Raw genomic sequence first — 12,705 nt, forward strand, 5'->3', positions numbered from 1 at the left:
TTATCAGGTAGAGTCGACTGTTAGTCGACTGCTCTTCGTTCCGAAGCCGAAAAACCCCGCGCTGCGCGCGCAAGTCGACTAACTGTGTAAACCCACCACGTTGTTCAGCAGGACTCTGGAAATAGGTGGCTGGCCACCGATCCCCATGTGAGGGCGGTGCCAGTTGTAGTGGTGCAGCCATTGGGTCAGCACGGAATTGCGCTGGTCCGAGGAGGCGTATTCGCGGGCGTAGGCCCATTCGCGCAGGCTGGTTTGGATGAAGCGCTCGGCTTTGCCATTGGTCCGCGGCGTGTAGGGCTTGGTTCTGATGTGCTTGATCCCAAGGGATTTGAGCAGCTTGGCAAAGGCGGTGGAGCGATAGCAGGCACCGTTGTCGGTCAGGATCCGCTTGAAGGTGATTCCCAGGCTGGCGTAGTACTGCAGAGCGCCCAGCAGCGCCTGGCAGGCGGTTTCGGCCTGTTCGTTGGGGTGGACGCTGCTGAAGGCGACCCGGGAGTGATCGTCGATGGCCACGTGGACGTAGCCCCAGCCACCGCCAGCGGCGTTTCCCCGACGTTTGGCATCGGTTCTGTGCCCTGGCCGCTGGAAGTTGCCCAGCTTCTTGATGTCCAGGTGCAGCAGCCCTCCGGGCTGATCGTATTCGTATCGGATGACCTCCTTGGGCGGTTCAAGCCGACACAGCCGATTGAGGCCGTGGGCACGCATCAGCCTTGAAATCGTACTGTGGCCGACCCCCAGCGCCTTGGAGATGGTCAGGTAGGTCTGCCGTTTACGGCGGTGCTCCTTGATTTGCTCGATTACCGGAGCAGGTGTGGCATGCGGCGTCTGGTGAGGCCGTGAGCTGCGGTTTTCCAGCCCCGGTGCCCCGAACTGGCGGAATCGGGCCAGCCATTTGTAGGCCGTACGCACACTTACGCCGCATGCTTGGGCTGCTTCCTCTGGGCGCAGGCCCTCGTGGAGGATGCGGCGAATAAGAAGTGCTCGACTATGGACGGTCAAACGGGCATTTTTATGGTGGTTCATCCGGGCTCTTTGGGGTCTGGAGAGGTGTGGTAACCACCATTTTCCAAAGATGTCCCGGATGAACAACGTACAGAGAGATCACAACTAACAGTCGACTCTACCTCGTCCCATTCCGGCATCCCTGTCGTGTGCCGGCAGCCCGCGGCGCGCTTACAACGCGTCCGCGTCCAACTCACCGGTACGAATACGCACCACACTGCCCAGGTCGTACACAAACACCTTGCCGTCACCAATCTTCCCGGTGCCGGCGGCCTTCACGATGGCCTCAACCACGGCCTCCACCTGGTCATCGGTCACCGCCACTTCCAGCTTCACCTTCGGCAGGAAATCGACCACATACTCCGCGCCACGGTACAGCTCGGTGTGGCCCTTCTGGCGACCAAAGCCCTTCACTTCCGTCACCGTGATGCCAGTGACCCCACGCTCGGCCAGCGCTTCGCGCACGTCGTCGAGCTTGAACGGCTTGATCACCGCCATGACCATCTTCATCGTCTATCTCCTGTCTTCCGGCGTGGAGGATAGCGCCTGAACGAGGCCCGTGCGAAGCCGCTGCGGCCTGTCCGGGCAGTGGGTGCCAGCAGTATCCTTGTGCCCGAATGGCCTGCCCGCGCCGGATGCACGGGCCCACCCCCACGGAGCACCCCATGATCGACCTGAACCAAATCGATGACCTCGCCCGTCGCCTCAGCGACCTGGTGCCGCCGGGCCTGCGCGAATCGCGCGAGGAACTGCAGGCCACCTTCAAGAGCGCGCTGCAGGCCGGCCTGGCCAAGCTCGACCTGGTCACCCGCGAGGAGTTCGAAGTACAGCGCGCCGTGCTGCTGAAGACCCGCCAAAAGCTGGATGCGCTGGAAACGGCCGTGCGCGAGCTGGAAGGGCGCGGCGCCGCAGAATGAAAAAAGGAGGCGCACCGCGCCTCCCGTTCACAGATTATTTCCCGGATGGGGCCTTGCAGCAAGGCCCACCGGGCGCCCTAGACTCGCCGGCCTGTCGATCCGGCAGGACACGCAGGGGCAGTGCCGATGGCGCAGGACACCGATTGGACACCCGTTTCGCATGACACCTGCGACCAGGTCGCCGGACCGTTCTATCACGGCACCCGCGCTAATCTGGCGGTGGGCGAGCTGCTGAGCGCGGGCTTCCGCTCCAACTATCGCGACAGCGTGGTGATGAACCACGTCTACTTCACCACGATTGCCAAGGGCGCCGGGTTGGCTGCGGAGATGGCCAGGGGCGAAGGACGGCCGCGCGTATATGTGGTGGAGCCGACCGGGCCGTTTGAAGACGATCCGAATGTGACCAACAAGAAATTTCCCGGGAATCCGACGCAGTCATATCGGAGTGCGCAGCCATTGCGGGTGGTTGGGGAGATTGTGGAGTGGGAGCTCTACGACGCGGAGTTCGTTCGGCAGTTGAAGGCGTTTGTTGCTTCGGGGAGTGGGGAGATCATTAATTGATGGAGGAAGATCGGCGCGGCACTGTAGTCCTTACTTGCAAGACGTGCTGCCTGGTAGCTCACCCTTAAGCTGTCGCATCGTGGAGTCGAGCCCTCCAAGGAACGAGGCATCGTCGTCCGTCACAAGCGCGCGCGCACCAGCATCACTTAAGCCCGGCGCCAATTCTCGATTCCGCCCAACGGAATGAGATGGGAAGCGAGGCGCTGCATCGATGCGAGGTCTCCTCTGGAAACCCACTCCTCCATCCATTGCCTGTACATTGCTGCTTTGCCTATCTCGCGATAGTGATTCTCGACCAACGCCTGAGCGTGCCCGTCGCCAGAGCGGGCTTTGGCCTCCATCAGCGCTGCAGACTCGTGGCCGTAGCTTTCGCTTCTGCTCCCTGCAACCACATTGTTGTTGGTGCTACCGGGTTGAGTGCAGGCCAGAAGGCATAGCGTGAGACACATGAGCAAGGTCACTTTCGACAGCGCAAACATTCTGCCGCTCCGAATGCTTGAACGATACCAATGGCGCGACGAAGCACGGCGCATTGCTTTCAATCGTGCTACGAAGCCGCTTCCATCGTCGCTGATCGATGCAGGCGAGATCATTTCAGCCAAACGCGGTCATCACGGCGCCTCAGCCCTTCTGCGCTACCACTTGAACTACCGTTAGCGCGGCCAGATCCGCGGGGAGAACAACCTGTACTGCAAACACTACCAGATCAAGTGCGTCCGGAGACTTGATTCTCATGACGCAGGTAGTGCTTGCGCGAAGCGAAGATCAATGAAAGGAGCCCAAGTCATATGCGGCCGATTTGTCCAAACCCAGATCCGACGCGCCATCGGTTTGAGCTCCCAACCTAGTGGGCGACCTGCTGTCCATACCAGCGAGGTACAACCTAGCGCCCACAAAGCGCTCTATCGTGGTTCCGAGTTGAGGCGAAGGGCCTGTAGGTGCAGCGACCGTCCAGGGGCCTCCTGCCTTTCTGGGCAAAGGCGAAGAGCCTGCAAGGCTCTACCATCAATGCCCGTATCGGGTAGCCCGGAGCACGTTCCATGCACGCGGGTGCCTGATCCCGATAGCGGGCTACTACGAGTGGTCCATCAACCCTGACGACAAGATGAAGTACCCGGGGTTCATCCGTTCTGCGACGCCGCTGCGGGCTGCAGGCGCTTGGGGAAACGCCAGCAAGCTGGTGGGCGAGGACAATCTGGCCACCTTCACCGTGACCACCGGCGACAGCAGCAGTGTGACGGCGGACCTTCATGACCGCCCGCTAGTATGACTGGCACTTGGCCAGGCCGAGGATTGGATTAAGGCCGACGCCGATGGGGCCCACCTTGTCAGGCGCGTGGTGAGCACGCTTCGCAACAACAGCGAGGCCTTGCTCGTTCCCGTGGCATAGTAGCCAGAGAACGGCAACTAGCGAAGATCAGTGGACCAGACTACCGCACATGCGAATCTGCAACATGCTCGCACGCGATTCTTCGTCGCGGGTGCGGCGTATGCATTGCTCACGGGATCGTCAAGCGGAAAGCTCATCCTCGAGCACGAGATCGTCTTCTCGGAAGCTGGATTCTTCGTTAATCTCAAAGGTGCGGAGAAACCAGCTGGAAATGCACGAATCGTCTCATTCAATCGCGCCACGGAAAAAGACGAGGCTGCAGCACTTCTTCAATTAGCTTTCCAGAAAGTTCTTAGCGACTCCGTCGACACTGTCAGGGCATATGCGCGCCATATCGGCGAATGGGAGAGCCTAAAGAAAGAACACTGGTTTGCGTTTGCACACCACCTACGCAACGCATTCAGTCACAATGGACGATGGCACTTTGAACGTCACGCGGTGGTCCCGGTGCAATGGCGTAGATATTCCATCGACCGAAGCATGCAGGGTGAATCCGCTAGCGCTTTCTTGTCCCATTACGATGGAACTGAACTGATGGCACAGATGATTCTTTACGTTTCAGGTATCGTCGATTACCGACAAATCCACATTCCGAAGCAACCATGTGCATGAGCAGGAGCACGAAGCTCCTCATCGGAGCCACGCCATTGCCAATATCATGGCACTGACGACGAGTGGTTCTGTCACCACCGACCACGCGGGCAACGAAGTTGGCTTGATTCGCTTGAACGTAGATCAGGTGACGGCGAGAGATTCATCCCTTCTAAGCCCCACACGCTCAACAGCTATCCATGTTCTTGCCCTGCCCGTCCTATCAATGCGCAGGCTGCGTCCGCAGCGCGCTTGACCCTCTGCGCAGCAGGTACAACGCAACCAGGAACGGCCACAGCGAGTTGATCGACGAGAACACGCGCTGGGTCAGCCCCCTGAGCCCCTCCGGATCCACTCCCACCACGTTCAACCAGAGATAGACAATCCCCGCGACGCTCACCGCAGCGGTCACGGCGTACGCCCTTCGGTTGGCCGACCACGCGCTCAATTCGATGTGCGACATCGCCGGTGCAATGATGTTGGCGATACCGATGGTGTAGAAGCCGTGCATCGGATGGCCCATGGGCCAGAGCCCGTTGGTCAGCATGGAAATGCCAAAGACCAACCAGCAGATTGCACCTACTGCAATCCGGCGACCGGACTCCCGCCATACCCCGATGGAGAACGCCACGAAGCCCATACCGGAGCCGATAGCCGCAATCCTGCCGCAGATGCTTGCAAGCGTGGGCGCCTGCAGCAGCTCGCTGGCGTGCTGGGCAAGCGGGTTGTAACCCGGCGCGAACAGGGCAGCAACGCTGGTCCAGAACAGGAACCACGGAAGCGGGAGCAGACCCGCAGACAGAAGAAGTCGATTGCGGCGTAACACGTACAGTGATCCTTGTAGCGGCCTGCGCCAGTGGGTGGAGTCCGTTCAAACGCCGCAGAACCTTCCTGCTGCGGGCAGGACAGTTCCTGGTGACTACAGCGGTAGTCAGACTCTGCGTGACGCCCCACGGGGTCAATAGGCAGAAAGTCACTCACGAATGGAGGCGAAATACGCGGCATCCATCAGCGACCGTCGGACCAATGCTGTCGCATTTGCCGCGCCCCACATCTCTGACGGAAGGTTCTGACGACTCCGTTCCAGAAGTGCCGCTGCGCCAAGCACGCCAAGGCTCTCGCCCCATCCAACGCTATGCGACAATGCCAAAAGCGTCTCGGGTTTTGGCGGCATTGACCCCTACCCGTTGGCATTCCGAACAACAGCAGGTAATCGTTACTGCGCCACCGTGCATCGGTGGTCGGGACTCGAAAACCCGGATTGCTAGACGTAAGTTTGCGCTTGCCAGCCGGCACCACCGCACGTGGTGCCGGCTGGCAATCCGTCTGCCGGCTATGGCGGGCGGGGCGTGGGGGCCTCGTGCCCGCCGGCTTTGTCTAGCAACCGGTTTTCGAGCCACGCTCTGCCCGCCACCTTTATCGGTGGCGGCTTCTGCCTGCTTGCACGGAGCCCGCCATGACCACGCCGCACTCCCCTCCCCCGCGCCCGATCCAGGAAGCGCCCTCGGCCGCCCCGGCCCTGGATCCCAACAGCCTCATCGCCATCCTGCACGCCATCGGCGCGGGTGCTGCGGCCGACGGCCAGCCCTGGCCCGAGCGGCATCACCTGCGCAGCCGGCAGATGGCGTTGTCCGACGCCGACTGCGCACTCACTGGCCAGCGCATCGTGCAGGAGATCCTGCTGGCGGCCGAACGCACGCGCCAGAACGGTGAGCCTGAGCAGTACGTGGGCGACCGGGTGATGGAGGGGCTGGTGATGGCCGATCTGGCGCTTACTGCGTTCATCCACGAACGGGTACGGCCCAAGGACTGAGCGCTTGTGGCGCGTACGTTTCTGCCTGTGTCTGGGGTGACAAATGAAGAACCACAGCCTTGCCGCTGCGGCGGTGTGCGCCTCGATCATGGCGGCGGTGTGGATGGGGTGGCCCGAGCCTGCGGGCGATCAGGTGTGGGCCTACCAGAAGCTGCGGCCGGCCGATTACCGCCTGCTGCACAGTGATGCACTTGGCTTCGTGACCGCGAAGGCCCACGAGGGCTTTGAACTGCACGCGCGCCATGCCGGGGCGACGTCCTTCGAGATCCGGTGCAAGGGCGTGCTGGTGATGGACGTGGAGAACGCGCCCTCGCGCGTGCTGATCCGCATGCCCGCCGATGCACGCTGGCGGGCGCCAGACATCGAGCGTCTGCGCACCAGCTTCGAGCGTTGGCTGGATCTGCACCAGAGCCAGGGGCGGTTGCTGGTGGAAAGTGCGGGGCCTTCGTGGGTTGAGGCACGGCTTGGGCGCCTTGACAGGTCGGTGCCTGATGACCAGCGCTGCGTGTTCAGGGACCCAGGCCACCCTCGGCTGGAATCTCCCTCGTCATTCCGCCTATCCAGCAGACCATTGCAGGCAGTGAAAGGAATGGCAGCATCATCCTCGGCATTGCTCCGAAATTCCAAAAGAGCCGCGTGAACCACGTGCCCTCGGCACCGTTTCGGCGCAACTTGTGGCTGCGCAGAAGCCCCGCTAGCATCGGCTCAACGGTTTTTCCCGTTCTGCCCCCGCATCCATGATGGAAGCCCCCGTGACCGAATCGACCGCCACTGAAGTTTCAGCCGAAGCCGCATCTCACAAGGGCGAATTCTTCCTGATCGACGCAGGCTTGCTGAGCAACGGCGGGGTACCCGGTATAGAGATCGCCAACGAAGACAAGCTGATCGATCCGGGGATGAATGTCATCTCGCGTCCTGATGGAACGCCAGGCCAGTATCCGGAGCGCCCCCACCTGGTTCATGTGCCCGAGAAGGGCGCAATGCCACGCGATCTGGAAGAGCTCGCTGGCATCTGGATTGTGTCGGAACCGTTGAAGCAGCTGTTTGAGCAGATGGACCCCCAGGCGTTTGCCTTTGTGGCCTGCGACTTCAGCCTTGCCGACGGCAGCCCCGGGCCCCAGTACTACCTGGGCAATGTGCTGCGCAGGCTCGACGCCCTGGATGAGGCCTCGTCCCGCGTGAGAATCAAGCTCGACCACAATTATCAGACCGGCGAGGACGAGAAGCTTTACAGCCTCGTCGGCGGCGCCAGCCTGGTGTTCAAACAGGACGTTGTGGGTGATGCCCATATCTTCCGCCAGGATCGCATGGGCGCACCGCCCATCTGCGACCGCGCGATGTTTGATGCATTGAATGCCGCCAACTTCTCCGGCGTACGGCTGCGCGATGTAGCCGATCTCTAGGACGAGCTCCTTCAAACGGATTCTTGAATGAGGTGGTGCGCATGGCCGACACACCGGTTTTCCAGGGACACCATCTGATCGAACAGAATGCGTTCGAACAAAGCCAGCTGCTGAAGTCGCTTGCCAGGAGTGGTCATTTCACGCTCCACGGTTCCGACAACATCCTCAACCTGCCCGCGAACCCCGCGCTGGCAATCCGGTTGGGTATATCGCCGCACTCGGGCGGCCCGTTGAGTGCGTACTCGGATCAACTGAAGTTCGTTCTCGACGACCTCGCAGAAACCTACGATGGCCGAGCGCTGTTGGCGAAGGATTCTGCGCCGGATGTGCGCGCTGCCGCCGCCGAGCGTATGGCTGCCCGCATCCAGAACCTGGAGTTCACGCTTCGCGCCGGCATCCTCAACGGCGACCTGGTCACCAACACGCCGGAGAACATGACCCCGGCCGAAGCCAACGCCAGGATCCGCACCTTCTTCGCCGATCTGGACGGCTACCAGCGCACCCACGCCGCGCAGATTGCGGAACTGAAGACCCTCAACCCGACCGAGTTGCGCTGGCGCGGCGTCACCCGCTCCGAAGCCAACGTGACGGCGGCGCTGGATGCCATCGACCAATCCGGCAACTCCACCCTGAGCGAGCGCTGGGGGGGCCGCGCATCGTTGGGCACCGCAATCCAGGAGGCCAACCAGGGCGGCCGCCTGCCGCTGAGCGAGCACACCGCGGCCCGCGTGCGTACGGCGTTCAACCCGGAGATGCCACTGACCATCGTGCGCCCTGGCCCGGCAACCACCGCTCCGGAACTGGCCGGCTCTGCTGGGCGCGCTGGCGCTGCGGAAGGCGCCGCCGAAGCTGCCACCGCGCGGGGACAGATTACCGGCGCACGCGTACTCGGGGCCGCGGGTGTTGCCGCACTGGCCGTGGACTTCGCCATCACCGGCCACCGCGTGGCTGAGTTGCACAGCGAGGGCAACAACGCCGGCGCAAAATCTGCGGCCACCCACTTCGTGGGGCGCACTGCAGGCGGCTTCGGCGGCGGCTTCCTGTTGGGCGCGGGGTACGGATTGGTCACCGGCTCGTGAACCGGGCCAGGTGCGATGGCCACCGGGCTGCTGGGCGGCGTGGCCGGTGGCTTCGCCGGTGAGTACTGGGCCCAGTACCAGGACAAGAAGGCCGTTTACACCCAGGTGGACCGCAGCGGCAACGAATGGAGCCGCGATCCGGAAGATGCAAAGGGCACCTGGAGGCTCAGCGTGCGCATGCCGCAGCCCGACGGAAGCTACCGCGAGACCACGGTTGTCGCCGGTGGCCGGCTGCAGGATGAGCTGAACTACAAAGCCGCCAACGACTCATATTCACTGGGCATGGCCAACCTGCCCAAGCCGCAGAACCCCTTCAAGCTCGATGCAGGCGGCGAGAGTACGCCGCCGCGCGAGCCGTTTGAAACCAACCGCCACTACGTGCGCAATCCGCACAACGGCGAATGGAACCTCTCCATCCACTCAATGATTGATGGACGCGTCCCCTTTGACTACAGCGTGCCCGTCAGCCCGGAAAAGTCCGACCAACTGGAACGGGAATCGCAGCGCATCATTGCCCAGAACGCCTTGAACACGCCGGAGGCGCTTGCCGCCCGTTACCAGGTGGCGTTCAACCAGTACAACTGGCACGAGTTCGCCACCATTGAGCCGGTACCGGAGGTGATCACCAACGCGCTGACCCAGACGCAGCCCCTGCGCGCTTCCAACGGCGAGAAGTACACGCAGGACGCCAACGGGCAGTGGCAAACGCCGGGTTGGGTGTATGGCACCAACTTGGCCGAGGGCAGCATCGTCGAGGAGCTCAATCGTACGCGCCAGAGCCAGCAGGCCGGCGTACAGGAGCTGACGTCCATGGCCGACATCGCCCGGGCCAACCCCACGCCAACCGAATACGGCCTGCGCAGCCAGGTGGTGGACGCCTACCGTAGTGCCGGCATTGTGCGCAGTGCCGAAGAGATTGATGATGCCGTAGCCGCCGTTGCCCAGGATCATGCACGCGCCGTGCCCGACTTCGGTACGTTCATGCTGCAGGTACAGAAGGATGGCTCGCTGGCCACACTGGCCGGGAAAGATGACGAACGCATGCAGATCGTCTGCGTCACCACGCCACAGGAGATTGCCCAGGCACACGTGCAGCGCTCGACTGCGGAGCAGCAGCCCGCGGATGCCCTGCCGCGCGCGCCAGCTTCACCTGAGCCCGCACCGAGTGCATCGCCGCCACACACCTCCAGGCCTGCCACGCAGCACGACGCTGACGTAGACCGGCGCCACGGCACGGCCCTGCGCCCAGATGGCAGCGGGCTGCTGGAACAGCTGCGCTCGTCGGTAGCCATGCTGGATGAGAAGAACAACAAGCCGTGGGACCAGAACAGCGACCGCCTGCTGGCCAGCGCCTACCGGCTTGCAGCAGAAGCCGGGTTCAAGCCCGGCGACCAGGTAGACATGGCACTGAGTGAGGCCACCGAAACCCGTGCTGCGGGCGCCACGCTGTTCGTGACGCGCTCAGGACCGGGCGCGTCATCGGACCCCGCCGCCAACCGGGTGCAGATGCCAATACAGGACGCCCTGGCGGTCGCACCGGAGCAGCAGTATGCAGCGGCCAACCGGAGCCTCGGCGCTCAGGATCGGGAGCAGTCGCAGCAGCTGGCGCAAGCGCAGGAACGGCAGCAGGAAGAGAGCCGGCAGGGGCCGCGGTTGGGTTGATGGCAACGTGACGCTTGGGTTCTTCATGAGAACGCCAGGGTTCCTGCCTGGACGGAATCAGGCGAATGCTCCCTCCGAACATCTCAAGCCTTCCGGAGGTTAGCCCGCACTCCCGAGCGTGCCCATTGCTGGGAGTGTCACGGTACTACCGCTCTGTTCTGCGAGGTCATACACCACCAATGCCTCGTCTCCAGTTCCGGCGCTGCACCTGAGCGCACCACTGTTGTCCCAGGCTGCAGACCCTCCCGTCATCTCGAATCCATCGGCATGGCCCACGCCATTGCATGCCAACACGATCATCCCAAGCTCCCGCGCGACTGTTGCGTAGTGGCGGTGAGCCCGCTCCATACCGATCATGTTCTTTGCAACACTGGCAACGTAGACCGTCGCTCCCGCGTCCTTGGCCCGCAATGCACTTTCCATCTGTAGCGACTCGAAGCAGATGGCGGGGACAAGAATTTCCTCTCCAAGGGTTACTGACAGGGACGTGGTTCCTGCCTTGAAATAAGGCAGTTCGTCGGCATGCAGCATCTGCTTGGTGTAGACATCCGGCGCCTGACCGCTGCGGAAGACGAACATGCCGATCTCCGGCCTATCGTTGCCACGATATGGCCCACCGACTGCGACCAGAATCTGGTGCCGATCGCTCAGAGATTGGAATACCTCCAGACGTACATCATCTGCCGTCATTGCAAGCTGTTCGGCCAACCGTGGCTCATAGCCGGTCAGCGACATCTCCGGAAAGAGGACCGCTGCACCGCCACACGAAGCGGCCCGTTCAATGAAGTGCACGTGCCGTTCGATATTGCCATCGATGTCGCCAGGGGCTGATCGCATCTGTGCTGCAACAATCTTCATTCCATCCTCTCTACTCAGACGCAGGCCGAAGCAAGAACCGCCTCGTACGCTGATTATGCAACCGCCGGTTGAGTGCATCCATCGGGGATCGAGGCGCGATCTTGACGCTTCAGCGAGGCGACTCCTGATGCGCAGCGATGACTATTCAGAGCGAAGGATCGCCCTTGACCGGAATCCCCCTAGCCGTTTCACCCGCAATGCCCGATGGCGCCGTGACGAATGCCTGCCGCACCATCGAACATCCATCCGCAGGAAACCACACATGAGCCTGGCGCTGGTCCACAGCCGTGCCCGCGCCGGGGTCGATGCCCCGCTGGTGCGGGTGGAAGTGCATCTCTCTGGCGGCCTGCCTGTCACCCAGATCGTTGGCCTGGCCGAAACCAGCGTGCGCGAATCCCGCGAGCGTGTGCGGGCCGCCCTGCTCTGCGCTCGCTTCGACTTTCCACAGCGGCGCATCACCCTGAATCTGGCGCCCGCCGACCTGCCAAAGGAAGGCGGGCGCTACGACCTGGCGATTGCCTTGGGCATTCTTGCGGCCAGCGGCCAGGTCGATCCACAGTCGCTGCTTCAATACGAGTTTCTGGGCGAGCTGGGGCTGACCGGCGAACTGCGGCCGGTGGCGGGTGCGCTGCCGGCCGCGATTGCCGCCGCTGAAGCCGGTCACATCCTGGTGGTACCGCCAGGGAATGCCGCAGAGGCTGCGTTGGCCGAGCACGCCGATGTGCGTGTAGCGCGTACGCTGCTGGAGTGCTGCGCCGGGCTGGGCAATCCGCGCCTGCTGCCACCCGTGGAGCGCGTGGACACGACGCCGTTGCCCCTGCCCGATCTGGCCGACGTGCGGGGGCAGGCGCATGCACGGCGCGCGTTGGAAGTGGCGGCCGCCGGTGGGCACCATCTGTTGTTGATCGGCAGCCCTGGCTGCGGCAAGACGCTGTTGGCTTCGCGCCTGCCCAGCCTGTTGCCGGATACCGAAGAGACTGAGGCGCTGCAGCTGGCCGCGATTGCATCGGTGAGTGGCGAAGGACTGGACCCGCGACGGTGGCGGCAGCGGCCCTTTCGGGCACCGCATCACAGTGCCAGTGCGGCGGCGCTGGTGGGTGGGGGCAACCCGCCCTGCCCTGGCGAAATCTCGTTGGCCCATCACGGCGTGCTGTTCCTGGATGAGCTCGTCCTTAGGTCGTCAAGTTGACTGACAACACGTCGGCTTCTGACGGGAAGAGGGAGTACTCACTGCGTTTCACATAGTCACCATGTGCGGGGTCCGTTTCCGACCAGAAGCAGACAGCCACCCCCTCCCTCATGAATACCCCTAGGCCGCAGCAGACCTCGGGCCCGCTGTGGCCAAAGGGTTTTGGGGCAGACTACGCCAGTTGCCTAAATTCCCTGGGTCAGGAAGTCCAGCCCGCCCCTTCCAGGACGCTTTAGATCA

At 62.7% G+C, this 12,705-nt stretch carries 14 protein-coding genes and 1 pseudogene; 11 read left to right on the forward strand and 4 right to left on the reverse strand.

Annotated elements, in window-relative coordinates; genetic code table 11:
• Positions 1 to 78: 78 nt before the first annotated feature.
• Entirely contained in the window at positions 79 to 1,023 is a 945-nt protein-coding gene (locus CKW06_RS21615; RefSeq protein WP_012479022.1) for an IS481-like element ISStma1 family transposase, read from the reverse strand.
• A gap of 150 nt (positions 1,024 to 1,173) precedes the next feature.
• The gene (locus CKW06_RS21620; RefSeq protein WP_005411374.1) at positions 1,174 to 1,512 is read right to left on the reverse strand and encodes a P-II family nitrogen regulator; all 339 of its coding nucleotides are present in this window, start codon (positions 1,510 to 1,512) and stop codon (positions 1,174 to 1,176) included.
• Positions 1,513 to 1,667: 155 nt separating this feature from the next.
• Here CKW06_RS21620 and ubiK point away from each other — a divergent pair, with 155 nt between their 5' ends.
• From ubiK to CKW06_RS23665, 5 genes are all read left to right on the forward strand, one after another.
• Complete coding sequence (gene ubiK / locus CKW06_RS21625; RefSeq protein ID WP_005419983.1) at positions 1,668 to 1,919, forward strand: ubiquinone biosynthesis accessory factor UbiK; 252 nt, start codon at positions 1,668 to 1,670, stop codon at positions 1,917 to 1,919.
• Between the two features lie 126 nt (positions 1,920 to 2,045).
• Positions 2,046 to 2,480, forward strand: coding sequence for an NAD(+)--rifampin ADP-ribosyltransferase (gene arr, locus CKW06_RS21630; protein WP_024957926.1), 435 nt, complete (start codon positions 2,046 to 2,048; stop codon positions 2,478 to 2,480).
• 447 nt (positions 2,481 to 2,927) lie between these two features.
• The gene (locus tag CKW06_RS23660; RefSeq protein ID WP_143568547.1) at positions 2,928 to 3,137 is read left to right on the forward strand and encodes a hypothetical protein; all 210 of its coding nucleotides are present in this window, start codon (positions 2,928 to 2,930) and stop codon (positions 3,135 to 3,137) included.
• Positions 3,138 to 3,567: 430 nt separating this feature from the next.
• Complete coding sequence (locus tag CKW06_RS24035) at positions 3,568 to 3,750, forward strand: SOS response-associated peptidase family protein (protein WP_231910981.1); 183 nt, start codon at positions 3,568 to 3,570, stop codon at positions 3,748 to 3,750.
• Positions 3,751 to 3,900: 150 nt separating this feature from the next.
• Positions 3,901 to 4,482 (forward strand): hypothetical protein, encoded by a 582-nt coding sequence (locus CKW06_RS23665; RefSeq protein WP_138927662.1) that lies wholly within the window; start codon positions 3,901 to 3,903, stop codon positions 4,480 to 4,482.
• Positions 4,483 to 4,684: 202 nt separating this feature from the next.
• Here CKW06_RS23665 and CKW06_RS21645 read toward each other — a convergent pair whose 3' ends face one another.
• Positions 4,685 to 5,287 (reverse strand): DUF998 domain-containing protein, encoded by a 603-nt coding sequence (locus CKW06_RS21645; RefSeq protein ID WP_024957928.1) that lies wholly within the window; start codon positions 5,285 to 5,287, stop codon positions 4,685 to 4,687.
• Positions 5,288 to 5,917: 630 nt separating this feature from the next.
• Between CKW06_RS21645 and CKW06_RS21650 the strand changes: the two genes are divergently transcribed.
• The 5 genes from CKW06_RS21650 to CKW06_RS24240 all read left to right on the forward strand — a co-directional run bounded on the left by CKW06_RS21650 (position 5,918) and on the right by CKW06_RS24240 (position 10,418).
• Positions 5,918 to 6,274 (forward strand): hypothetical protein, encoded by a 357-nt coding sequence (locus tag CKW06_RS21650; RefSeq protein ID WP_024957929.1) that lies wholly within the window; start codon positions 5,918 to 5,920, stop codon positions 6,272 to 6,274.
• A 43-nt stretch (positions 6,275 to 6,317) separates the two neighbouring features.
• Positions 6,318 to 6,914 carry a hypothetical protein gene (locus CKW06_RS21655; RefSeq protein ID WP_024957930.1) on the forward strand — a complete coding sequence of 199 codons (597 nt, stop codon included), beginning with the start codon at positions 6,318 to 6,320 and terminating at the stop codon, positions 6,912 to 6,914.
• Between the two features lie 100 nt (positions 6,915 to 7,014).
• On the forward strand, positions 7,015 to 7,677 hold the full coding sequence (locus CKW06_RS21660; protein WP_024957931.1) for an imm11 family protein: 663 nt from the start codon (positions 7,015 to 7,017) through the stop codon (positions 7,675 to 7,677).
• Between the two features lie 41 nt (positions 7,678 to 7,718).
• On the forward strand, positions 7,719 to 8,756 hold the full coding sequence (locus tag CKW06_RS24235; RefSeq protein ID WP_425513024.1) for a hypothetical protein: 1,038 nt from the start codon (positions 7,719 to 7,721) through the stop codon (positions 8,754 to 8,756).
• A gap of 15 nt (positions 8,757 to 8,771) precedes the next feature.
• Positions 8,772 to 10,418 carry an XVIPCD domain-containing protein gene (locus tag CKW06_RS24240; protein ID WP_425513023.1) on the forward strand — a complete coding sequence of 549 codons (1,647 nt, stop codon included), beginning with the start codon at positions 8,772 to 8,774 and terminating at the stop codon, positions 10,416 to 10,418.
• Between the two features lie 99 nt (positions 10,419 to 10,517).
• Here CKW06_RS24240 and CKW06_RS21670 read toward each other — a convergent pair whose 3' ends face one another.
• Positions 10,518 to 11,276: a carbon-nitrogen hydrolase family protein gene (locus tag CKW06_RS21670; RefSeq protein WP_024957932.1), complete on the reverse strand. Its 759-nt coding sequence runs from the start codon at positions 11,274 to 11,276 to the stop codon at positions 10,518 to 10,520.
• A gap of 262 nt (positions 11,277 to 11,538) precedes the next feature.
• On the opposite strand from CKW06_RS21670, the pseudogene CKW06_RS21675 reads away from it, so the two are divergent.
• A pseudogene (locus CKW06_RS21675) lies at positions 11,539 to 12,444 on the forward strand (YifB family Mg chelatase-like AAA ATPase); the annotation flags it as partial.
• Positions 12,445 to 12,705: the final 261 nt, after the last annotated feature.

Source organism: Stenotrophomonas maltophilia, assembly GCF_900186865.1.
Lineage (GTDB): Bacteria > Pseudomonadota > Gammaproteobacteria > Xanthomonadales > Xanthomonadaceae > Stenotrophomonas > Stenotrophomonas maltophilia.